At 63.4% G+C, this 21596-nt stretch carries 18 protein-coding genes and 1 pseudogene; 6 read left to right on the top strand and 13 right to left on the bottom strand.

Annotation, left to right across the window (positions count from 1 at the left end; all coding sequences use genetic code 11):
* Positions 1-14 precede the first annotated feature (14 nt).
* The 4 genes from ACRQDJ_RS05055 to hrcA form a co-directional block, all read right to left on the bottom strand.
* Entirely contained in the window at positions 15-986 is a 972-nt protein-coding gene (locus ACRQDJ_RS05055) for a PhoH family protein (protein ID WP_284903367.1), read from the bottom strand.
* 6 nt (positions 987-992) lie between these two features.
* The gene (locus ACRQDJ_RS05060) at positions 993-1778 is read right to left on the bottom strand and encodes a 16S rRNA (uracil(1498)-N(3))-methyltransferase (RefSeq protein WP_435717852.1); all 786 of its coding nucleotides are present in this window, start codon (positions 1776-1778) and stop codon (positions 993-995) included.
* The gene (gene dnaJ, locus ACRQDJ_RS05065; protein WP_101594922.1) at positions 1775-2887 is read right to left on the bottom strand and encodes a molecular chaperone DnaJ; all 1113 of its coding nucleotides are present in this window, start codon (positions 2885-2887) and stop codon (positions 1775-1777) included. Before dnaJ ends, ACRQDJ_RS05060 begins: the two co-directional genes overlap by 4 nt.
* Before the next feature lie 149 nt (positions 2888-3036).
* Entirely contained in the window at positions 3037-4056 is a 1020-nt protein-coding gene (hrcA, locus tag ACRQDJ_RS05070; protein WP_026429424.1) for a heat-inducible transcriptional repressor HrcA, read from the bottom strand.
* Positions 4057-4199: 143 nt separating this feature from the next.
* Here hrcA and ACRQDJ_RS05075 point away from each other — a divergent pair, with 143 nt between their 5' ends.
* From ACRQDJ_RS05075 to ACRQDJ_RS05085, 3 genes are all read left to right on the top strand, one after another.
* Positions 4200-5057, top strand: a complete 858-nt coding sequence (locus ACRQDJ_RS05075) for a DUF3097 family protein (protein ID WP_284903569.1) — start codon at positions 4200-4202, stop codon at positions 5055-5057.
* Between the two features lie 120 nt (positions 5058-5177).
* Entirely contained in the window at positions 5178-6140 is a 963-nt protein-coding gene (locus ACRQDJ_RS05080; protein ID WP_435717854.1) for a DMT family transporter, read from the top strand.
* Between the two features lie 77 nt (positions 6141-6217).
* Positions 6218-7006, top strand: a complete 789-nt coding sequence (locus ACRQDJ_RS05085) for an SDR family NAD(P)-dependent oxidoreductase (RefSeq protein WP_101594937.1) — start codon at positions 6218-6220, stop codon at positions 7004-7006.
* 34 nt (positions 7007-7040) lie between these two features.
* Here the strand turns inward: ACRQDJ_RS05085 and hemW are convergent, their stop codons facing one another.
* The 3 genes from hemW to lepA are packed head-to-tail and all read right to left on the bottom strand — an operon-like array spanning position 7041 to position 11080.
* Positions 7041-8309: a radical SAM family heme chaperone HemW gene (hemW, locus tag ACRQDJ_RS05090; protein WP_284903371.1), complete on the bottom strand. Its 1269-nt coding sequence runs from the start codon at positions 8307-8309 to the stop codon at positions 7041-7043.
* 6 nt (positions 8310-8315) lie between these two features.
* The gene (gene trmB / locus ACRQDJ_RS05095) at positions 8316-9224 is read right to left on the bottom strand and encodes a tRNA (guanine(46)-N(7))-methyltransferase TrmB (protein WP_284903372.1); all 909 of its coding nucleotides are present in this window, start codon (positions 9222-9224) and stop codon (positions 8316-8318) included.
* A gap of 2 nt (positions 9225-9226) precedes the next feature.
* Positions 9227-11080: a translation elongation factor 4 gene (gene lepA, locus ACRQDJ_RS05100; RefSeq protein WP_435717856.1), complete on the bottom strand. Its 1854-nt coding sequence runs from the start codon at positions 11078-11080 to the stop codon at positions 9227-9229.
* A 100-nt stretch (positions 11081-11180) separates the two neighbouring features.
* On the opposite strand from lepA, the gene ACRQDJ_RS05105 reads away from it, so the two are divergent.
* The 3 genes from ACRQDJ_RS05105 to rpsT all read left to right on the top strand — a co-directional run bounded on the left by ACRQDJ_RS05105 (position 11181) and on the right by rpsT (position 13220).
* Positions 11181-12158, top strand: a complete 978-nt coding sequence (locus ACRQDJ_RS05105; RefSeq protein WP_284903572.1) for an LLM class flavin-dependent oxidoreductase — start codon at positions 11181-11183, stop codon at positions 12156-12158.
* 122 nt (positions 12159-12280) lie between these two features.
* Complete coding sequence (locus ACRQDJ_RS05110; RefSeq protein ID WP_284903373.1) at positions 12281-12793, top strand: PH domain-containing protein; 513 nt, start codon at positions 12281-12283, stop codon at positions 12791-12793.
* 160 nt (positions 12794-12953) lie between these two features.
* Positions 12954-13220: a 30S ribosomal protein S20 gene (gene rpsT, locus ACRQDJ_RS05115; RefSeq protein WP_016442875.1), complete on the top strand. Its 267-nt coding sequence runs from the start codon at positions 12954-12956 to the stop codon at positions 13218-13220.
* 140 nt (positions 13221-13360) lie between these two features.
* On the opposite strand, the gene ACRQDJ_RS05120 is transcribed toward rpsT, so the two are convergent.
* The 6 genes and pseudogenes from ACRQDJ_RS05120 to ACRQDJ_RS05145 form a co-directional block, all read right to left on the bottom strand.
* Positions 13361-13642 carry a hypothetical protein gene (locus tag ACRQDJ_RS05120; RefSeq protein WP_284903374.1) on the bottom strand — a complete coding sequence of 94 codons (282 nt, stop codon included), beginning with the start codon at positions 13640-13642 and terminating at the stop codon, positions 13361-13363.
* A 218-nt stretch (positions 13643-13860) separates the two neighbouring features.
* Entirely contained in the window at positions 13861-15294 is a 1434-nt protein-coding gene (gene pntB, locus ACRQDJ_RS05125; protein WP_284903573.1) for a Re/Si-specific NAD(P)(+) transhydrogenase subunit beta, read from the bottom strand.
* A 48-nt stretch (positions 15295-15342) separates the two neighbouring features.
* Positions 15343-16869, bottom strand: a complete 1527-nt coding sequence (locus ACRQDJ_RS05130; RefSeq protein WP_435717857.1) for a Re/Si-specific NAD(P)(+) transhydrogenase subunit alpha — start codon at positions 16867-16869, stop codon at positions 15343-15345.
* Between the two features lie 225 nt (positions 16870-17094).
* On the bottom strand, positions 17095-18072 hold the full coding sequence (gene holA, locus ACRQDJ_RS05135) for a DNA polymerase III subunit delta (RefSeq protein WP_435717858.1): 978 nt from the start codon (positions 18070-18072) through the stop codon (positions 17095-17097).
* Positions 18073-18280: 208 nt separating this feature from the next.
* Positions 18281-20581: pseudogene (locus ACRQDJ_RS05140) on the bottom strand (ComEC/Rec2 family competence protein); the annotation flags it as partial.
* Positions 20578-21594 (bottom strand): ComEA family DNA-binding protein, encoded by a 1017-nt coding sequence (locus ACRQDJ_RS05145; RefSeq protein ID WP_435706182.1) that lies wholly within the window; start codon positions 21592-21594, stop codon positions 20578-20580. The pseudogene ACRQDJ_RS05140 and the gene ACRQDJ_RS05145, both read right to left, overlap by 4 nt.
* Between the last annotated feature and the right edge of the window lie 2 nt (positions 21595-21596).

Consider the following 21596-nt stretch of genomic DNA (forward strand, 5'->3'; position numbering starts at 1 on the left):
CCTATCGCCCCGCGCTAGCGCTGCCGGGAATCCCAGCGGGCATAGGCGTCAATAATTTCGGCAACTAAACGGTGGCGCACCACGTCCGCCGAGCTCAGCTCCGAGAAATGGATCCCCGGAACATCGCGCAGAATCCGCCGCACCACCTGCAATCCGGACACTTTATTCGCCCCGAGATCAACCTGGGTGATATCGCCTGTCACCACCATTTTAGAGTTGAAGCCGAGCCGGGTGAGGAACATTTTCATTTGTTCGGGTGTGGTGTTCTGCGCCTCGTCCAGAATCACGAAGGCATCGTTGAGGGTGCGCCCGCGCATATACGCCAGCGGCGCCACCTCAATGGTGCCGGCCGCCATGAGTTTCGGAATGGAATCCGCGTCGAGCATGTCATACATGGCGTCGTAAAGCGGGCGCAGGTACGGGTCGATTTTATCGGTGAGGGATCCGGGCAGAAAGCCGAGGGATTCTCCGGCTTCCACCGCCGGGCGCGTCAAAATAATACGTTTGACCTGCCCGTCATTGAGAGCCACCACCGCTTTGGCCATCGCCAAATAGGTTTTCCCGGTGCCGGCCGGCCCGATCCCGAAGGTAATATCATGGGCGTCGATGGCGTCCACGTAGGCTTTTTGCCCCAGGCTTTTCGGCCGGATCGTTTTACCGCGGTTCGATAAAATATCGGTGTGCAGCAGCGTGGTGGGATGCGCCACGCCGGCGCGCGCAATATTAACGGCACGGGCAACTGCGTCCCGGGTGAGGATTTCACCTTCGGCGACGACGTCGATTAATTCCCCAATGAGCGATTCGGCAAGATCGAGCTCCGCGGCCGGGCCCGTCAGGGTGATCCGGTGGCCGAGCACGTGAATGGTGGTGGGGGCTAGCCGTTCTTCCAAGGTTCGCAGCACGTCATCACGATGCCCGAGCAGATGAATCATGGAAACCCGGTCCGGCACCACAATGGTGCGCTGGCTGTTTTCTGTGTGCGTCATTACGTCCTATAGTAGCGTGCCCAGCGCGCGCACGGTGGCGATACTTGCCAGGGCGTAGGCCCCAGCAGAAGCACTGCGCAGCACATGCGCGCCCAGCAGCACCGGGATGGCCCCCGCTGCCTGCAGCATCGCCATTTCTTCCGGTGCGATTCCGCCTTCCGGGCCGATAATGACGGCCACGGGGCCGGCCACCTGCGCGGTACTCACTTTTCCGCGGGCCACCGCCTCAGCCAGGCTCAGTTCGGCTTCCTCGTGGCAGAGCAGCACAGTGCTCCCGGTAAGGGCCTGAGGTAGCTGCGCCGTCGTACTTAAGGAACGGATGCGCGGAATATAGCTGCGCCGTGATTGTTTCGCCGCGGCGCGTGCCGTCGCCTGCCAGCGCGCCCGGCCCTTCTCCTCTTTGTTTTTCCAGGAGGCGACGCAGCGGGCCGCTTCCCACGGGAGGATATCCCACACCCCGTATTCGGTGCAGGTTTCCACGGCCTGTTCGTCGCGGCCGCCCTTCGCGAGGGCCTGGACGAGGGTGATCGGCCCGGCCGGTTTCGGTTCCGCGCTCGCTTCCTCCACGCGGGCGCGCACCTCATTTTTGGCGACGACGCTCACCGTGCAGCGGGCCCGCCGGCCCTCCCCATCGGAGATCAGGATCTCCTCCCCCACCCGGATGCGCATGACGCCAGCGTGGCGGGCTTCGTCACCGGTGAGGCTCAGTTCCTGGCCCACGCTCAGGGCGGCGCCGGCTCCGCCCCCGGGCCGGGTGGCGGGGAAATCGGCGAAGAAAAGCGGGAGCGTCACAGTGAACTCAACCTTTCGCGCAATTTATCGAAGAAGGATTTGCCCTGCTCGGCGAGCTGGGCGTCCTGCACGCTTTCCCCGCGTAGTTCGGCCAGTTCACGCAGGAGTTCGCGCTGGCGTTCATCCAGGTCAGTGGGTGTTTTCACCGCGACGGTGATCCGCATATCCCCGCGGCCCTTGCCGCGCAGCCGGGCCACGCCCAGGCCCTTGAGGGTGAGGACCACGCCGGAGGAGGTCCCGGCGGGAATCTCCAGCTCGCGGTCCCCATCCAGAGTGGGGATGGTGACACTGCCGCCCAGGGCCGCGAAAGTCATGGGCACCTGGACTTCGCCAAGGAGTTCATCGCCCACCCGCTGGAAAATGGGGTGTTCTTCCACCCGGATTTCCACGAAAATATCGCCGGCCGGGGCGCCGAAGGTTCCGGCGTCGCCCTGGCCGCGCAGGCGGATACGCATACCGTTCTCGATGCCGGCCGGGATGTCCACGGTGAGGGTTTTTTCTTGGCGGATGCGCCCGGTGCCGTGGCAGGGGCGGCAGGGGTCGGCGATAACGGTGCCGTGGCCTTCGCAGGTGTGGCAGGGCACCTGGGTAACCATCTGGCCGAAGAGGGAATTCGTGACCTGCTGGACCATCCCCTGGCCCTGGCAGGCCCCGCAGGTGACCGGCTGGGATCCGGCCGCGCAGCCGCTGCCCGCGCAGGTGGGGCAGACGGTGAAGAAGGAGTCGCTCACCTGGCGCTGGGCTCCGAAGACCACATCGGACAGTTCGATGCTCAAACCAAGGAGGGCATCGCGCCCGCGTTCCCCGCGCGGGGCCGGGCCACCGGCGCGCATTCCCCCACCCCCGAAGAAGGTGGAGAAAATATCGTTCATATCGAAACCGAAACCGGCCGCCCCGGCTCCCCCGCCGCGCCCGCCGAGGTCATATTGGCGGCGCGAATCCGGGTTGGAGAGCACCGTATACGCTTCGTTGACTTCCTTATAGCGTTCTGCGGCTTCCGGACCGGCGTGATCCGGGTGTAATTTGCGCGAGAGGCGCAGGTACGCTTTGCGGATTTCTTCCTGGCTCGCATCGCGTTCCACCCCGAGGGTTTCGTAAAAATCAGCCACATTTCTCCCGTCTTTGTTCTTTTCTGCGCCCTGCCCGCGCGCCGGCACGCTTCACTCGCGAGTGACCGCGCCCGGTGCCGCGCACTACGCTGCGATAGTTCCGTTCCCTACCACTGCGACCGCCACTACGATCACCACTACGACCGCCACTACGACTGCCCGGACAGAATACCGGATAGATAGTGGGCAACGGCGCGCACCGCCGCGATATTCCCGGGATAGTCCATTCGGGTAGGGCCGACGACGCCTACCCGGGCCACTTCATGCCCGGCTACTTCGTAACTTGAAGAGACCACCGAGGTTTCACTCAGGTTTTCATGATCATTTTCCACCCCGATGGATACTGCCACATCAGTTTCCATCGCGGCGAGGAGGCGCAGCAGCACTACCTGTTCTTCCAGGGCATCCAGCACCGGGGAAATCGAGTGGAGGAAATCCACCGAGTGGCGTGAGAGATTGGCGGTGCCGGCCATCGTGAGGCGGTCCTCCGCGCCAGTATGCACCGCGGTAGTGAGCGCCGCCGCGATATCGCGCAGAGCCGCGGCGGCTTCCGGTTCACTACGTTCGGCGATCTCCGCGAGAACGGCCACCGCGGTGGTGAGCGGCTGGCCGTTACAGCGGGTGGTAACCTCCCGGCTCACCGCATCCACATCCAGGCCCTCCAGGTGCGGGGGCACCGCGATGACGCGCTGTTCTACCCGCCCCGCGCTGGTAATAACCACGAGGAGAATACGGGTGGCGCCGAGCCAAATGAGTTCCAGGTGGCGCAGCACCGCTTTATCGAGGGCCGGGTATTGGATAACCGCGACCTGCTGGGTGAGATGGGAAAGCAGGCGGGCCGCGCGCTCCAGCACATCGTCCAGGTCCACCGCGGCGTCCAAGATTTGGCTAATGGCGCGCCGTTCCGCTCTGGAGAGCGGTTTGACGGTGGTGAGGGAATCCACGAAAGCCCGGTAGCCCGCATCCGTGGGAATACGCCCGGCCGAGGTATGCGGGTGGGTGAGCAGCCCGGCTTCTTCCAGAACCGCCATATCGTTGCGGACGGTGGCCGGGGAAACTCCCAGCGCGTAGCGTTCCACGAGGGCCTTGGATCCCACCGGTTCGCGGGTGGTGACGTAATCGCGCACAATCGCCTCAAGAACGCGCCCGCGCCGATCTTCTGCCGCCACCGGTATCCTTCCTCCCTGCGCCGTGGAACCACGGCGGTGCTTGTTGCCTTACCCTGAGTTACCTTGAGCCCCGCTCAGCACTCTATACCTTCGAGTGCTAATTCTACGCGGGGCGGCCCGGGAGCGCATACCCTTAGAGCGTGATGTTCTCTGCTACCGGAATGCCTGATCGCTACGGCGACGACGTACTCGCTCGCGATCCGCACGACCACCGCCGCGCCTCCCGCCCCGTCCCGGCCGCACCCGGCCTCCTCATTGAAGACGTGGCCTCCGGCTTTGTGGGCGAAGTGCTCTCGGTGGGGAAAGTAGCCGGGCGCTGGCAAATGGAACTGGAGGGCCGCGGCGGGGTGCGCCGTTCCTTCCCGCTGGGCAAAGGCTATTGGATCGACGGCGAGCCGGTGGAGATCACCGCCCCGCGCACGGAGGCGCCGCGCGGCCGGCTCCTCACCGCCTCCGGTTCTTTTCACGTGAAAGCGCGGGCGCGCGTGGCACGCGCCTCGCGTATCTGGGTGGAAGGGAAGCACGACGCCGAACTGGTGGCCAAGATCTGGGGTGAGGATCTGGCCCTCGAAGGGGTGGTGGTCGAGGAATTACTCGGGGTGGATAATTTGGAAGCGGTGGTGCGGGAAACTGCCCCTGATGATGAGCACCGCCTGGGCGCGCTGGTGGATCACCTGGTACCCGGCTCGAAAGAATCGCGGATCGCGGCGCGGGTGGCCGGCCCGGGCGTACTGGTGCTCGGCCATCCCTATATTGATGTGTGGCAGGCCATTAAACCCGCCGCGGTGGGTTTGCGGGCCTGGCCGGAGGTACCGCGCGGGGAAGATATTAAGGTGGGTACCCTGCGCCGGCTCGGCTGGCCGCACGAAACGGCTGAAGATATTGGCCGGGCCTGGACCCACATCCTCTCCTGCGTGCACTCCTATAAAGATATTGAGCCCGCACTGCTGGGCCGCATGGAGGAACTCATCGATTTCGTCACCGCCGCCGGGACCAGGTAGTAACTACAATCCCGAGGCCCTCAGGGTATATCCTTGCTGCGTGCGCTTATCCGGCCCCGGCCGGAGCCGCTGCCCTCGTTGTTTCGGTTCTTCTTCACCCCTATCAGGAGTTGTGATCACGTGGCCCTCCAGCGCCGCTCCCTCGTGGACAAAATCGCTGTTGCGTCCCCGCGCGGCACCCTCGCCGTCGCTTCGGTTCTCGTGGGACTTGTTTCTCCCTTCATCACGCTATCGGGAGAAAACGCCACCACGATTGTGTTCTTCCGCTTCGGCTTAGCTTTCCTCGCCCTGCTGCCCATGGTGGTTCATGAATGGCGCCAGTACGGGCCGATGCGGCGCGCCGATCTGCTGCTCTACGCGGTGTGCGGGGTGTGCTTCGGGGTGGATATGGCCCTGTGGACACCCTCCGTGCTATTGGCCGGCCCCTCGGTTTCCGCCGTGGTGGTCAATTACGTGCAGGCCCTCGCGGTACCTTTGGTCGCGTGGCTGTTCTTCCACAACCGGGTGCCGTGGATGTTTTTCGTAGCCGCACCTTTTTCCCTCGGCGGGATTTTCTTGCTTTCCGGTATTCTCGACGGCGCAGGCGGATCTGACCTGGTACGTGGCATTATCCTCTCCGCGCTCGCGGGCCTGACCTACACCGTTTATGTAGTCCTCACCGGGCGCACTAATTCTCCACACCACCAGGGCACCGCCATGGCGATTGTGTGCCTGGTTACCACGGTGGTTTCCACCCCGCTGCTCATTGCTACTCACGGGCCCCTCACCCTCGCGCTGTCGGCCAGTTCTTGGGGCTGGATGATTCTGATTGCGCTGTCCAGCCAGGTGCTGGGGTGGTTGTTCTGCCAGGCGAGTATGCCGCTGGTTAACCCTTCCGTGGCCGCCACCCTTATTTTGATTCAGCCACTGAGCGCCATTGTTTTTTCCGCAGTGCTCGTAGGTGAACGACTCTCCGCCCTGCAATGGCTGGGCGCGATTATTATGCTGCTCGGAATTTTCCTTATCGGGCGGGCTCCAAAGCGCCGCTACCGGCTCGGCATCAAACGCCCCTCACTGCGCATCCGGCGTAGGCCCGTAGCGTAAAACTTCCCCGACGGACGACCTTCGCGGCACCCCTTCGATAGATTGCGACTATGGTCCCCTACCACGAAGGAGTAGCTATGCGGGGTAACAATGTCACCACTTTCCCGGTTCTCGCCGATAAGAGCGTTATTGTCACGGGCGGAGCCTCCGGACTCGGGCGCGAAGCATCGATTCTTTTTGCTGAAGCCGGCGCCAAGGTCATCGTCGCTGATTACAATCTGGAAGGCGCTGAAGAAACTGTCGCTACCATCAAGAAGGCCGGTGGCGAAGCTATTGCGGTGCGTACCGATGTTTCGGATTCCGAATCTGTCCAAAAGATGGTTGCTACCGCGGTAGAAACCTACGGGCGCTTGGATGGTGCTTTCAATAATGCCGCGGCGGCCCCCGATAATGCGCTCACCTCGGAATTCGATGAAGACTACTGGGATAAGCTCATGAAAGTCGATCTCAAGGGTGTGGCGCTGTGCATGAAGTACGAAATTAAGCAATTCCTCGCGCAAGGCGATGGAGGTGCCATCGTCAATACCGCTTCGGTTTCCGGAATTCGGCCCCAACCCTTTAACCCCGCTTATGTTTCCGCCAAGCACGGAGTGATTGGCCTAACCAAGGTGGCGGCAGTGGAGAACGGGCCACATAATATCCGCGTCAACGCTATTGCCCCGGGCGCAATTGATACTCCCATGCTGCACGATGCACTCGAAGCCCTGGGTACGAGCGGCGAGGAATACGCACCCATGATTTCCTTGCTCAATCGTTTTGGTAGCCCGCGCGAAATCGCGCAACCGGCCCTGTGGTTGCTTTCCGATGCAGCTTCTTACGTGACGAGCACCGTGATCGCCGTGGATGCCGGCTACACCGGGCGTTAGCGCCCGGCACGTTCAGAAATAACCAGACCCCGCGCTACCAGAGGGCCCGGGTCACGGTATCAGCCAGGAGCCGCCCGCGCCGGGTCAGAACAAGACGCCCGGCGCGGGCGGTTTCTGCCTCAACTAAACCGTCCCGGATCAGGCCTTCCACCACCGCGGCATCCACGCCCCGGGGAATATCAATTCCGCGGCTCATCCGGATACCGAGCATGATTTTTTCTTCGCGTTGTTCGGCCGGGCTGAGGATTTCCCGCTCCAGGGCCGGCGAAACAATGGCTGGCTGGCTCGCGGCTGGCTCGCCCGGCGCGCGGAGCGCGGCGGCGGCGTCGTCGTTCCCTATTCCGCGCGCCCAGACCCGATCCGCGTAAGCACGCGGGTGTTTGACGTTCCAGAACCGAACCCCGTTAATATGCGAGTGCGCGCCGGGGCCGTAGCCCCACCAATTCGCATTCTCCCAGTAGTAGCAATTGTGGCGGCATTCGTGACCGGGGCGGGCCCAATTCGAAATCTCGTACCAGCGGTAGCCGGCCGCGGAGAGGATATCGTCGGCGACCTCGTATTTATCGGCGAGCTCGTCCGGATCGGGGAGGCTAATGAGGCCGCGGCGGGCCTGCATCCCCATTTTGGTGCCCGGTTCCACCATGAGCCCGTAGGCGCTGATATGCGCGGGTTCGAGAGCGAGAGCGGCCGCGAGCGAGGTGCGCCACTGCTCCATCGTTTCTCCGGGCGCCCCGTAAATGAGGTCGAGGGAATACTCCAGACCCAGCTCCCGGGCCCAGCCGGTCACGCGTTCGACCTGGCCGGGGCTGTGTTGGCGATCAAGGGTACGCAGCACCTCGGGCACGGCTGATTGCATCCCGAAGGAGATGCGGGTGAAACCGCCGGCCCGCAGGGTGGCGAGGGCCGCGCGGTCCACGGATTCCGGATTGCATTCCGTGGTGATTTCAGCGCCCTCGGCCAGGCCGAAAGCGCGGTCCAGCTCCGCGAGCACCGCGACGAGCTGCCCGGCATCCAGCAGGGTGGGGGTACCGCCCCCGAAGAAAACAGTGCGCAGCGCGGCGCGGTTGCTGCCGGTATCGAGGACCTCCCGCGAGAGCGCTATTTCGCGGGCGAGGGACGCCGGGAAATCATCGCGGCCTGCCCCCGGCCCGAAGCTCGGCTTGGTGTAGGTGTTGAAATCGCAATAGCCGCAGCGCACCGTGCAAAAAGGAATATGAACGTAGGCGGAAAAACCGGCGCTCACATCCGGATTCGGGAGCGCGCCGGAGGCCGGGGCCGGCTCGCCGTGCGGAAGGGACGCCATCGGAGCCTAGGCTCGCAACGCGAGAACATCGTGGATGGTGCGCCCGGCCGCGATGCCGCGTTCCTCGAAACGGGTGAGCACGCGTTCCTCCCAGCGCGGCGCGAAACCGCCGCGTTCGGGGGTGGGATCCGCGGGGTCCGGGCGTTCACCGGCGTGCGGATTCGTGAAATACGGGGATGATTCGACGACGTCGCGCATCTGCCAGGCGTAATTATCCCAATCCGTGGCCAGCCGCCAGGCGCCCCCTTCCCGGAGCATCCCGGCCACCACCGTGGCAAAAGGCGCGGCAACCAGGCGGCGCTTATGGTGGCGGGCTTTACGCCAGGGATCGGGGAAGAACGTCCACACCTGCTCGGCGCGCGGATTCGCGGCATTCGGATGGGCGGTGCTGCGCGCCGGCCCGCAAGCAGTCACGTCCTCCCCGCGTACCAGGCCCGCGCATTCCAGCCCAAAGAGGACGGGGAGGGCTTGGGCGGCGTCGGCCTCCAGCACCCGCACGTTGGTCACGCCCGCACGCAAAATACTGGCCACGCAGCGCGCCGCGCCGGGAGCCCAGGCTTCCACGAGCAGCACATTATATTCGGGGTGGCGCTGGGCGAATGAAACACCGTGCTCGCCCGAACCGGGGCCGATTTCCACGGCGAGCGGGGCCTCGCGGCCGAAAACTTGCCCGAGGTCGCAGCGGGCATCCAAGGCTACCGTGGTGGCCTGGGGGCCGGGTGCCAGCGGCACAAAAAGTTCGGGGTGGCGGGCCACCGTTTCTTCGTGGCGCGCACCCAGGCGCGAACCACGCAGGGAGAAGGAGCGGATGCGCCATTGGGAGCGGTCGGGTGCGGAGGGCCCGGCTGCGCCGTCGTACTGCTGCGGCGTGGCATCCGGGCGAGCCGCGCGTGAATCTTCGGGACGCTCGGACATAGCTACTTCCCCGTGGGTGCTTCGGAGGTGAGGGCAGCCACGAAAGCTTCCTGGGGCACGTCCACGCGCCCGATGGATTTCATGCGCTTCTTACCTTCCTTCTGCTTCTCCAGCAGTTTGCGTTTACGCGAGACGTCGCCGCCGTAGCACTTGGAGAGCACGTCCTTACGTAGGGCCTTGATGGTTTCGCGGGCGATAATGCGCGAACCTACCGCGGCCTGCACCGGAATTTCGAATTGCTGGCGCGGGATGAGGGTCTTGAGTTTCTTCGTCATCTCATTGCCGTAAGAGTAGGCCTTGTCCTTGTGGACGATGGCGGAGAACGCATCGACCTGTTCGTGATTGAGCAGCACATCCACCTTGACCAGATCGGAGGGCTGTTCACCGGCAATATCGTAATCGAGGGACGCATAGCCCTTCGTGCGCGACTTGAGCTGGTCAAAGAAATCGGTGACGATCTCCGCCAGCGGCAGTACGTAGTGAATCTCCACCCGCTCGGCGGTGAGGTAATCCATGCCCTGGAGCGCCCCGCGCCGTTCCTGGCACAGCTCCATAATGGAGCCCACGTAATCGGAAGGAGCCAGGATCGTGGCGCGCACGGTCGGCTCGTAAATCTCCCGAATTTTCCCTTCCGGGAATTCCGAAGGATTCGTGACGGTCAGTTCTTCACCGGCATCCGTGATGACCCGGTAGATCACCGAGGACGCGGTGGCAATAATATCGAGGTCGAATTCCCGCTCGAGGCGTTCGCGAATAATCTCCAGGTGGAGCAGTCCCAGGAAGCCGCAGCGGAAGCCGAAACCGAGGGCCACCGAACTTTCCGGCTCGTACACCAGCGAAGCATCATTGAGCTTGAGTTTTTCCAGGGCCTCGCGCAGGTTCGGGAAATCGGAGCCGTCCATCGGGTAGATCCCGGAGTACACCATCGGTTTCGGATCGAGGTAGCCGGGCAGGGCTTCGGTGGCACTCTCCCGCGCGCCGGTCACGGTATCCCCCACGCGGGTTTGGCGCACATCCTTCACGCCGGTGATGAGGTAGCCCACTTCCCCGGCGCCCAGCGCGGTGGTGGGCGTGGGTTCAGGGGAAATCACGCCCAGTTCCAGGAGTTCGTGTTCGGTGCGGGTGGCCATGGTGCGCACCTTCGAGCGGGTGGTCAGCTCACCATCAACCACACGCACGTAGGTGACGACCCCGCGATAAATATCGTAAACAGAATCGAAAATCATGGCGCGGGCCGGGCCGTCCGGGCGCCCCGACGGCGCGGGAACCTCCGCGACGATCCGGTCGAGGAGCTCGGGCACACCCTCCCCCGTTTTCCCGGAGACCGCCAGGCAGTCTTCCGGTTCCACGCCCAGGAGCGAGGCCACTTCTTCCGCGATTTTTTCAGGCTGCGCGGAAGGCAAATCGATTTTATTAAGCACGGGAATAATCGTGAGGTCATTTTCCATGGCCATATACAAATTGGCCAGGGTTTGCGCTTCAATTCCCTGGGTGGCATCCACGAGCAGCACCGCACCTTCGCAGGCCGCCAGCGAACGATTGACCTCATAAGAAAAGTCCACGTGGCCCGGGGTGTCGATCATATTGAGAGCGTAGGCTTTCCCCTCCACCGACCACGGCAAACGCACGGCCTGCGATTTGATGGTGATGCCGCGCTCACGCTCAATATCCATCCGGTCCAGGTATTGGTCACGCATTTCGCGCTGCTCCACAATCCCGGTGAGTTGGAGCATCCGGTCAGCCAGCGTGGACTTTCCGTGATCAATATGCGCAATAATGCAAAAATTTCGGATACGCTCGGGCGCCGTCGCGCCCGGAATAATGGCGCGCGATTCCTCAGCGGAAGAAATAGGCACGTCTCTCCTTCACAATAAACTCTGCTCAAGTATAGTCCTTGGACCATAATGGATATGGATATATCGGTCACGGGAGTTTGCCATGAATGTTCCTTTGTCAGTGTTAGATTTCGCTACGCGGTACGACGGCGAAGCTCCGGCCGCGGCCCTGCATCGCTGCGTGGACCTCGCTCAGCGCGCCGAAGCCGCCGGCTACACCCGGGTGTGGTACACCGAGCATCACAATATGCCCACGGTGATCTCCTCCTCCCCCGCGATCATCATCGGCTACGTTGCCTCGCATACCTCCCGGATTCGACTGGGTGCGGGCGGGGTGATGCTCCCCAACCATTCCCCGCTCGTCATTGCTGAACAATTCGGGGCGCTGGCCGAAATGTATCCGGGGCGTATTGATTTAGGGCTCGGGCGGGCGCCGGGCACCGATAGCCGCACCCTCTACGCGCTGCGCCGCGATGCCAGCGCCTATGAGAACTTCCCGCGTGATGTGGTGGAACTCCAGGGATTCCTCGGGGATACCTCCCGGGTGCCGGGGGTTGCGGCCTATCCGGGCCAGGGCACCCACGTTCCCCTCATTATTCTGGGTTCTTCGCTTTTCGGGGCGGATCTAGCCGCGCAACTGGGCCTGCCCTATTCTTTCGCTTCCCATTTCGCTCCGCGCCTGCTCCACGAGGCAATTGCCCACTACCGGGAGAATTTCCAGCCCTCGGAGGAGCTGGCCGAGCCCTATGTTATTGCGGCGGTGAATGTGACCGCGGCAGAAACTTCGGAGGCTGCCGCTCGTGAATTTGAGCGGGTCAAGCGGGCCCGGGTCCGGAATATGCTGCTGCGCGGGGCACCGGGCCGCGATATCTCCGATGCGGATCTTGAGACGGTCATGGACAGCGCGCAGGCCCGCCACATCCTCGATATGCTGCGCTACACCGCGGTGGGGGACGCGGCCGAGGTGGGTGAATATCTGCGAAAGTTCGCCCGCGATGCGCAGGCCGATGAGCTCATGATCTCGGTGCAGGCTACCTCGCATGAAGAATCGCTGGCGTGCTTGGAGCTGGCCGCGCGTGGCTACGGCTTGAATAGCTGAGGAATGCGCGGCGCTGGCAGCTAGGCGCGGCGTCGTACCGTATCGCGCAGCTTCGCGTTTCTCTCCCCCACGCTATCGGCCGCTTCACACGCCCGCTTTTTCTTTGTGGCACGATGGTTAGTATGCCTCTGTCGCAAAAACTACTAGGAACCGGCGAAGAACTCCTTGTCCATATGCACCCCGATGCCCGGCATTTACTGCCGCGGGTGCTCGGTGCCGCGGCGGTGGTGTTCCTCGCGATGCTCGGGGTGGTAGCGCTGCCGGGTAGGTGGCAGCCGCTGGCCGGGTGGCTGGTGGTGGCGGTCGGAGTTCTCGCGCTTATTGCGATTGCCGGATGGCCGTGGCTGCAGTGGTATATGAGCACGGTGAGTATTACCAACCGCAGGATTATTACCCGGCGCGGGGTGTTCACAAAGCTCGGGCACGATCTTCCGCTTGCCGCGGTGGCACGGGTGGATGCGCAACCTGCGGGTACCGGCACCTCCGGTTCCCTTCTTGTGACGACGACGTCAGGTGCCACGGTTACCCTGCACCGCATCGCGAATCTTCCCGCTGTCACCACGTTCCTGAATACGCTGCTGGACAAGCGCGCGGGAGAGGGGATTCACACCGGGGCCTCGCGCGAAACCCCCTGATTCTGGTAGTGTTTGGAGATGGACTTTCACCGGTCGGGTGGCAAGTCCTTGTTCTTTCGTAACAACCACGGGTGCCCCACGCCCGCAGTCCTACGAGGAACGCTTCCCTCTCCGACCATATTCATCTATCGCCTAGCGATTGACCGAAAGAGATATTTCATTGGCTAATATCAAGCAGCAGAAGAAGCGCGTTCTGACGAACGAGAAGCGTCGCCTTCGCAACCAGGCCGTTAAGTCGGAACTGAAGACCTACATCCGTAAGACTCGCCTTGCCGTGGAAGCCGGCAATGCCGAAGAGGCGGAAACCCTCCTGGCCGCGGCCTCCCGCAAGCTGGACAAGGCTGTGTCCAAGGGTGTTATTCACCGCAACCAGGCGGCGAACCGCAAGTCGAAGCTTGCTAAGCGCGTGAACGCACTGGCCAAGTAGGCTGTGCTCCGGCCATGCAGGCTGGACCCCCGGCGCGGTTGTATCTGTTATATCTACCGCGCTGATGCTTAGAGAAAAGCGGCTGGAACCTAGGCGTTCCAGCCGCTTTTCATATCCGTTCGCATCCGGCGCGAATTTTCTCATTCTTCTCCTTCGTGCTCGCCTTCTCGTTCCGCTTCCAAACCGCGGCGTTCCGTATTCAAACGGCGCAGCGTAGCGCGTACTTCGTTTTCACGATGCCGGTGCCATAGCGCAAGGCAGAGTAACGCAAGAGTGACGAGGGCGGGGATAAGAGCATAATCGTACCAGCGATCACCTATCAATATGTTCGCAATGCAGCCTCCCAGAGTAGCCCCGAATGCAAGTTGTGAGAAATAAAAATACCTTTTTGAGCGCATATTTCTTCCTCCTTTCTTCTTCATTCCACGGTAATTGACACCTTCATTATAACGTGATCCCCGTCTCATATGTGGAATTTTGGCTCATGTATTCCGGTATTTCCGCGATATACACGTAGCGCAGGTGGCCGGAACCTGAAAGGTGTTCCGGCCACCTGCGCTAACTGAGGGATTCCCTAAGCGGTTATAGTTGTGCAGCTCGCCCCGGCCGCGCCCGGACTTGGGCGCAGGAGCGGGCTACCTTAACCGGGGAAAGCCGCGTTGATGGCATCCACGGATGCCTTGGCATCGCCGAGCAGCATATCGGTATTCTCATTAAAGAACAGCGGGTTTTGCACCCCGGCATAGCCGGCATTGCCCATGGACCGCTTGAATACGATCACCTTCTTGGCATCCCACACATGCAGCACCGGCATACCCGCGATGGGCGAACCGGGCTCAGAAGCCGAAGGATTGACCGTGTCATTCGCCCCGATAACCAGCACGACATCGGTATCCGCGAAGGAATCGTTGATATCGTCCATTTCCTCCACGATGTCATAGGGGACTTTCGCTTCGGCCAGCAGCACGTTCATATGCCCGGGCAGGCGCCCAGCCACCGGATGGATAGCGAAACGCACCTCGGTTCCGTTCTCGCGCAGCTTCTTCGTCAGCTCCGCCACCGGATATTGGGCTTGGGCCACGGCCATACCGTAACCGGGGGCAATAATCACCGAGCTGGCGTCCGCGAGTTCTTGGGCCACCTCCGCCGCGGTGGTTTCCGTGTGGCTGCCATAGTCACGCGCCTCCCCGGTAACTGCGCCGTCGGACCCAAAACCGCCGAGGATCACGGAAATGAAGGAACGGTTCATGGCCTTGCACATGATGTAGGACAGGTACGCGCCCGAGGATCCCACCAGCGCACCGGTAATGATAAGGAGGTCATTACCGAGGGTGAAGCCGGCCATCGCTGCCGCCCAACCCGAGTAGGAATTGAGCATAGATACGACGACGGGCATATCGCCACCGCCAATCGCGAGCACCATATGTGCCCCGAGCAGCAGCGCAATAATCGTGATGAGGATGAGGGGAATGAGGCCGGCCCCCACCCCGCGGGTCCAGGCGAACCAAATAATAAGCCCCAGGCACGCCAGGATCGCCAGCAAATTGAGAAGATTACGGGCCGGAAGCACCAGCGGCTTGCCGGGGATCTTCCCCGCGAGTTTCAGATAGGCGCATACCGATCCGGTGAAGGTGATCGCGCCGATGAACACCGCCAAGCCAACTTCGCCCATATGGAAGGCGTTTGTGGGCGAGAAATCTTCTCCGGGTTGCTGGAGGAACGAGTTGTAGCCCACCAGTACCGCTGCCGCACCCACGAAGGAATGCAGCAGGGCGATGAGTTCGGGCATGCCCGTCATTTCCACGGTGCGGGCCCGCCAGATCCCGATGCCGCCGCCCACCACGAGGGCAAGCACGAGCACGAGGACAATTACCGTCGAGGATGCCTCCGTCGGGAAGGCAAGGACCACGATGATCGTGGCGACGAGGGCCAGTACCATTCCGATGGCGCCCAGGATATTGCCTTTCGCCGCGGTTTCCTGTTTGGAAAGCCCGGCCAGGGCGAGGATGAAGAGCAGGGCCGCCACCAGGTAGGCGACGGTTTGCACGCTAGCAGCGACCTTGAGACCGCCCAAGCTCGGGGCGGCAAGGGTAACGACGTCGTTAATAGTGGTGAGCACGGCTTAGCTCCTCTTGAACATAGACAGCATGCGCGCGGTCACCAGGAATCCACCGAAAATATTGATGGATGCGATGGTGAGGGCGATGGCGGCAAGGATGGTCACGGCTATATGCCCGGAACCGAGCTGGAGGATTGCCCCCACCACGATGATTCCGGAAATCGCGTTCGTCACGGACATGAGCGGGGTGTGCAGCGCGTGCGTCACCGAAGTGATGACGTAGAAGCCCACCACGCAGGCCAGCATGAACACGATGAAATGCGAGGTCATGCTCGGCGGGGCTGTGAAGAGAATCCATAGCGCTATCGCCGCTGCCAGGCCGGCCCACAGGTAGCGCAAGGGGTTGGGGCGGGCCGGTTCGGGCGCAGCCGGAGGTGCGGGAGGCGCCGGGGGCGCGGCCGGGGCGGCCGAGACCTTGATGGGCGGGGGCGGCCAGGCCACCGCTCCCCCGAGGGTGACCAGAATGCCACGCACAATATCATCCTCGGTATCCAGGACCAGCTGGCCATCCTTTTGCGGGGTGGTGAGTTTGAGGAAGTTGACGAGGTTCTGCCCGAAAAGCTGGGAGGCTTGGCCGGGCAGGCGCAAGGCGAGATCTTCGTAGCCGATAATCGTGACGCCGTTGGCGGTGTGGACGATTTCTCCCGGGCGGGTGCCGGCCACGTTTCCGCCGTTGGCCGCCGCCAAATCCACGATAACGCTGCCGGGTTTCATGGCGGCCACTGCCTCCGAGTCCAAAAGGAGCGGGGCCGGCTTGCCGGGGATAAGCGCCGTCGTAATAACAATATCCGCGGCGGCGGCTTCCTGGGCGTAGACAACCCCGGCGGCATTGGCCTGATCCGCGGTCATTTCGCGGGCGTAACCGTCCGCGGATTCCTGGCGCACCGGGATTTCCACGAATTCCGCGCCCATGGACTGGACCTGTTCGGCCACATCTGCACGCACGTCCGTTGCTTTGACGATTGCGCCCATGGAATTGGCGGTGCCGACTGCGGCAAGCCCGGCAACGCCCGCTCCGATAACGTACACGGTGGCCGGGGGAACTTTGCCGGCGGCGGTGACCTGGCCGGTGAAAAGCCGCCCGAAGTGGGAGGCGGCTTCGATCACGGCCCGGTAGCCGGAAATATTGGCCATGGAGGAACGTACGTCCATGGACTGGGCGCGGGAAATACGCGGAATTGCGTCAAGCGCCAGGGCCGTGAGTTCGCGGTGCGAAAGTTCCTCGATAAGTTCGGGCGAGCCGGCCGGGTTCATGCGCGCAATGAGGGTGGCGCCGCGGCTCATGCGGTCAAGGTAGCTGATATCCGGGGCGTCGGTGGCTAACACAATATCCGCGGCCCAGGCTTCTTGCGCGGAGACGAGGCGTGCGCCCGCGCTTTCGTACTGGCTATCGGGGTAGGACGAGGCCTCCCCCGCCCCCGTTTCCACCGCGACCTCGTAGCCCAAAGCGATGAGCTTGGCCACGGTATCGGGGGTGCCCGCCACCAGGGGGTCACCCGGGCGGGTACTTTTAGGTATTCCAACAAGCATAAAGTGCTCCTCAGTACAGCACTGCCGTGCTGCGTTCTGCGTGGGCGGCGCTCCAGATACGCCATTGTCGCGCCGCCGCGGGACATCCCTTATTATTCCACGTTTCCTGAAAGGGCCTGAGCGCGCGGGAAAGTGTGAGACTGCGGCAGCGTGAGGCTGGGCAGGATACTACCGCGTGCGCCGGGCGCTACTGGACATACCGCGGCCTATCGACCACGCCGGATACTACCTGCCGCGCCGGGCCCGCCCGATGGCAATAATCGCGTGTTCCACGGCGTACTGCGGATCGCGGGAGGCACCCTTGACCTGTTCATCGGCAAGCGCCACGGCTCGAATGGCGTGCCCGAGTCCAGCATCGCTCCATCCGCGCGCTTCCCGGCGAGCCCGCTGGGCTTGCCAGGGCGCCATTTTCAATTCCTTCTGGCTGATTCCCGGCGCCTGGACGATGGCGAGCTGGCGCAGTTTCGCCGCGAGCGCGGCCACGATAGGGACGGGATTGACCCGGGTGGCGAAGGCGTGGCGGGCCAGCGCTAGAGCTTGGCCGGTGCGCCCGGCCAGGGCCGCGTCCGCGATCTCAAAGGGGGTTGCTTCATTACGCCCGGCATAAAAATCCCGAATATGGTCTTCGGTGATCATCCCCTCCACATCGGCGAGGAGCTGGGCGGTGGCACTGAGTAGTTCGCGCAGGTCCTGGCCGAGTGCATCAACGAGGGCCCGCACCGCGCCGTCCGTGATTTTGCGCCCGGCGGCCCGCACATCCGCCGTGACTAAACGCGCTTTATCATCATCGCGTTTGATTATTTCGATGCGGGCTACCTGCCAGCCCCCCGCCGCGATGGCGTCGAGGAGTTTTTTACCGCGAGTGCCTCCCCCGTGTTGGATAATCACGGGGATATCCGCATTGGGTTGCGGGAGGTAGGCGAGCATTTCCGCGAGGAACGCGTCGTTCATATGTTCGGCGCCGGTCACGATGACGATGCGGTGGTCCCCGAAAAGTGAGGGTGAGGTGTGGAGGGCGAGGGAGCCGCGCTCGTAGGAGGCGGCGTCTAGGCGCACGACCTGCACCTCGGGGTGTGCTTGGCGAGCGAGGCTGACGAGCCGAGCCCAGGCACGCTCGGCCAGCACCGGCTCTGCACCAATAATGAGGATGACCGGTTCTAAGCGGAGGGCGTCGTACCCGACCGTGCGTTCTTTGGCTGCCATGGCTCCATTCTCTCATGTCATAACTCACCTGTTTGACGGCAGGTGGCCGCACCGGTTCCGCGCACTTCGATACCAGCTCATCGTCCGCCCAGGCTATTGCCCCGCACGTGAGGGTCGGATAGATGTGCGCGCCGGCATAGAGTTCGTAGACGCGCGCGGAGGGGTGCCCGTAACTGTTCTCACCTACGGATATGAGGGCAATTGCGGGGTCAAGTTCGCGTGCGAGGCGCTCGGATTGGTCCGCGCTTCCGTGATGGGCGACGACGGCGATATCAACCGGCCCAACCGCCCCCACGAGGCGTTCCTGGGCCGGGGCAGTCGCATCCCCGAGAACCACAATGCGCTGGGCTGCCATGGTCGTGCCGCCGGGTGAGCTAGTGCCGCCGGGTGAGCTAGTGCCGCCGGGTGAGCTGGTGCCGCCGGGTGAGCTGGTGCCGCTGGTCGAGCTGCTACCACCGGCCCGGCGCGGGTTATCTACTCCTTCAGCGTCGAGGAGGACAACGAGCGAATCGGCATTAGCTTCCTCAGGAATGCTACGCGCACCCGGCCGCGGGCTGAGAATCCGAGCAATGGGCACATTATCTACCCGCAGTGTTGTTCCCGCGGCTACTACGCTGACAGGAATGGAGTGGGAATCGAGGAGCTCCAGGGCGGTGCGGGACTGGGGCTTCGGTGCGGAATTTGGTGATATCCATACCGCGCTGATCGTGGTGGAATTGAGAACGTCACGTAATCCTTCTACGTGGTCGGAGTGGAAATGGGAGAGGATGAGCAGGTCAAGATGGCTGACCTGGGCATCCGCTAAGCACCGGGCAGCGGCTGGGGTTTGAGGCCCCACGTCGATCATGATTGTGTATCCGCGCACCCGATAGAGGAAAGCTGATCCCTGGCCCACATCGCATTGCACCGCCGTCCAGTTGGGAGGAATGGCGGCACTCCCGGGCCAGCGCGATAACCCAAGGGCCGCGAGCGCGCCCACAAGAATAATGGCCGCGCTCAGGCGGGGTACCACTAGGAGCGCCAGGACCGCGCATATATGACCGATGCCGGCAAGAACGAGGGGAATTCCCGAGCCTGGTAGGGAGGCAAGCAGGCGGGCTACCTGGTCAATCCACCACGTTGATAAAGCGGCACCGGAGATGGCGAGACTGGCGAGCATGGGGAATAGCGGGGCCGTGAGCGCGCCGACGATTCCGAAAATGGTAAGCGGTGCGACCACGGGTGCCACGAGGGCATTGGCCGGAACCGCCCACAGCGATCCGGCTTCGGTGAAGAGGAGGAGCACGGGTAGGCAGGAAAGTTGGGCTACCAGAGGAATGGCGACAACCCTGGCCAGGGTGCCTGGGAAGAACCGGCTGAGGTAGTCGGTGAGCCGGTATCCCCCGCAGATAATTCCGAGGGTGGCGCTGGCGGAGAGCAGGAAACCGTAGCCGGTTGCGAGCCAGGGATCAATAAGGGCAGCCGCGATGCTCGCACAGCTCAGGGCATTGATGGCTTGGCTCCGGCGGTTCATTCCGAGTGCCGCCAGCACCACCAGTCCCATGAGTGCCGCGCGGATAACCGAGGGTGCGGGTCCCACCAGAATTACCAGTCCGCCTAAACCAACGGTTCCGGCGAGGGCAGTGCGTAGGGGCCGGGCCCGGCCTATCGCCATAATAATGATGCCGAGGACGAGGGAGACATGGGCCCCGGATACCGCGATGAGGTGGGTGAGGGCGGTTGTGCGCATAGCTTCTTCGAGTTCCGGGGATACCCGGGTATCGTCGCCTAGCGCCACCCCGGGGATGAGGCCGCGGGCGTGTTCGGGGCGGTCAGAAAGCAGCGCGGCGAGCGCAGTATCGATGCGTTGAACCACGCGCGCACTGAGTGCGCCGCTTCCGCTTAGCTGGAGTGCGGGCCCGGACCAGCGGGCGCTTTCGCGCCGCCCTTCCACCGGGGTGAGCCGGCCACGCCCGCTCACGTATTGGCCGGCCAGTGCGGTGCAGGGAAGCTCCGCGCGGATGCGCGCACGCGGGCCGGCGTTGAGCCGCACCCCGCTAGGGCCCGCGGTGGTGATTGCGCGAGGGTGCAGGAGCGCGGTGCATTTTTCTTCTCCCCACGGTGTGGTGGAGGGTTCCGGGCGGGTCGCGATAGCGGCTTCCAGTTCCACGCTTAGCTTGGTTGCTGGAATATGTGCGGCAGAGAGGGCAAGTAGCCCGGCGATACTGGCAGCACTCCCCGTGCAGGCCACCGCGAGGATGCTTAACACCACCCCGCTTGCCTTCCCGCGCAGCTGCGGATGGGAACGGGCGTGGCCGGCTACCGCCCAGGCTGCCGCGAGGCACAGGGCAGCACCGAGGAATGCGAGCTGCGCGTGCCCATTCAGCGCCGCCCATGCCCCACCCAGGGCAGCACCAGCCGGTGGGAGGAGACGCATATCTTGACCGTGGCCGGCGTTCACGGATGCCGAGCCGCGCTGCCTGCCGCGAGGACGGGCACGGGTAAGGGCGCGGGAGCGAACGCCGGTCATACTGTCACCAAGGCAGACAGCTTAGAGAATTTAGCTGGCCCAATACCGGGGACCTCGAGAAGATCCTCCGGGGAGGTAAAAGGACCGTTGCTTTCCCTCCAGCTGAGGATATCCCGGGCGGTGGCCGGGCCTACTCCGGGCAGGGTCTCCAAGTCACTAGCCGAAGCAGTATTGAGGTTAATAAGAGCACCGGGATTGTTTTTCCCGGATCCCCCACCACCGGCGCCACCGCCCTCGCCTCCCGCGCCGCCATTCTTTCCACCTTTGCTGCCACCGCTCCCGCCCAAGCTTGTGCTACCTCCCGAACCGGACAGCGCTCGCGGTGTTTCACCGGGTGCGGGTATGTGGATATGAGAACCGTCTGTTACGGGTTCGGCAAGATTGATCGCGGCGCCGTCCGCATTCGGGGTGAGTCCGCCGGCTAATTCCACCAGGTCGTTCACCCGGGCTCCTCCGGGAGCGCTATATACACCCGGGGTGGCCACCTCTCCGGAAATATAGGCGACGATAGTTGTGGGACTGGATTCGCCCGCGGTGGGGGCGGCCGGCCCAGATTTGCCGCGTGCCGCTCCGCCTTCGGATGCGCCCGGAGTAGCTGACGGGTCGGAGGAAACCACGGCCGGCCCTTCGGTGGTAGAGACCGGGCCGGCCACGCTGCTCCCGGGTGGTACCGCGGCGGGGCTAGCGGAGGCCGGGCCTCCCCCACGCCCGAGCCAGGCCAGCACCCCAAGAATGAGGAGCCCACCCAACAGAGCGATAGCGAAAGCACCAAGCGTTCGGGGAGACCAGCACCACCGCGATGCTTGTGCGGGCGTGGTGAGCACGGCGATATCTTCACCGGTGCCCGCCCCGAGGGCAAGGGCCGCGAAATCCCGTACCGCACTGCGGCCCGGCAGCCCGCCCGCGCTCCTACCCGGCGGCCCACCCGCACTCGGATCCAGGCCTGCCTCCGGTATCGGATCGGTACGGGGCAGGCTGAGGCGCGGGGCAGGGTGCGGCATTGAGGTAGTCATGG

The organism is Actinotignum urematis (assembly GCF_051264595.1).
Classification (GTDB): Bacteria; Actinomycetota; Actinomycetes; order Actinomycetales; family Actinomycetaceae; genus Actinotignum; species Actinotignum timonense_A.

Excerpts from the sequence above, each read along its gene's own strand:
- ACRQDJ_RS05145 (WP_435706182.1), bottom strand. The coding sequence starts at position 21,594 with ATGACTACCTCAATGCCGCACCCTGCCCCGCGCCTCAGCCTGCCCCGT.
- ACRQDJ_RS05130 (WP_435717857.1), bottom strand. The coding sequence starts at position 16,869 with ATGCTTGTTGGAATACCTAAAAGTACCCGCCCGGGTGACCCCCTGGTG.
- ACRQDJ_RS05120 (WP_284903374.1), bottom strand. The coding sequence starts at position 13,642 with ATGAAGAAGAAAGGAGGAAGAAATATGCGCTCAAAAAGGTATTTTTAT.
- hemW (WP_284903371.1), bottom strand. The coding sequence starts at position 8,309 with ATGGCGTCCCTTCCGCACGGCGAGCCGGCCCCGGCCTCCGGCGCGCTC.
- trmB (WP_284903372.1), bottom strand. The coding sequence starts at position 9,224 with ATGTCCGAGCGTCCCGAAGATTCACGCGCGGCTCGCCCGGATGCCACG.
- holA (WP_435717858.1), bottom strand. The coding sequence starts at position 18,072 with ATGGCAGCCAAAGAACGCACGGTCGGGTACGACGCCCTCCGCTTAGAA.
- ACRQDJ_RS05075 (WP_284903569.1), top strand. The coding sequence starts at position 4,200 with ATGTTCTCTGCTACCGGAATGCCTGATCGCTACGGCGACGACGTACTC.
- ACRQDJ_RS05085 (WP_101594937.1), top strand. The coding sequence starts at position 6,218 with ATGCGGGGTAACAATGTCACCACTTTCCCGGTTCTCGCCGATAAGAGC.
- ACRQDJ_RS05110 (WP_284903373.1), top strand. The coding sequence starts at position 12,281 with ATGCCTCTGTCGCAAAAACTACTAGGAACCGGCGAAGAACTCCTTGTC.
- ACRQDJ_RS05055 (WP_284903367.1), bottom strand. The coding sequence starts at position 986 with ATGACGCACACAGAAAACAGCCAGCGCACCATTGTGGTGCCGGACCGG.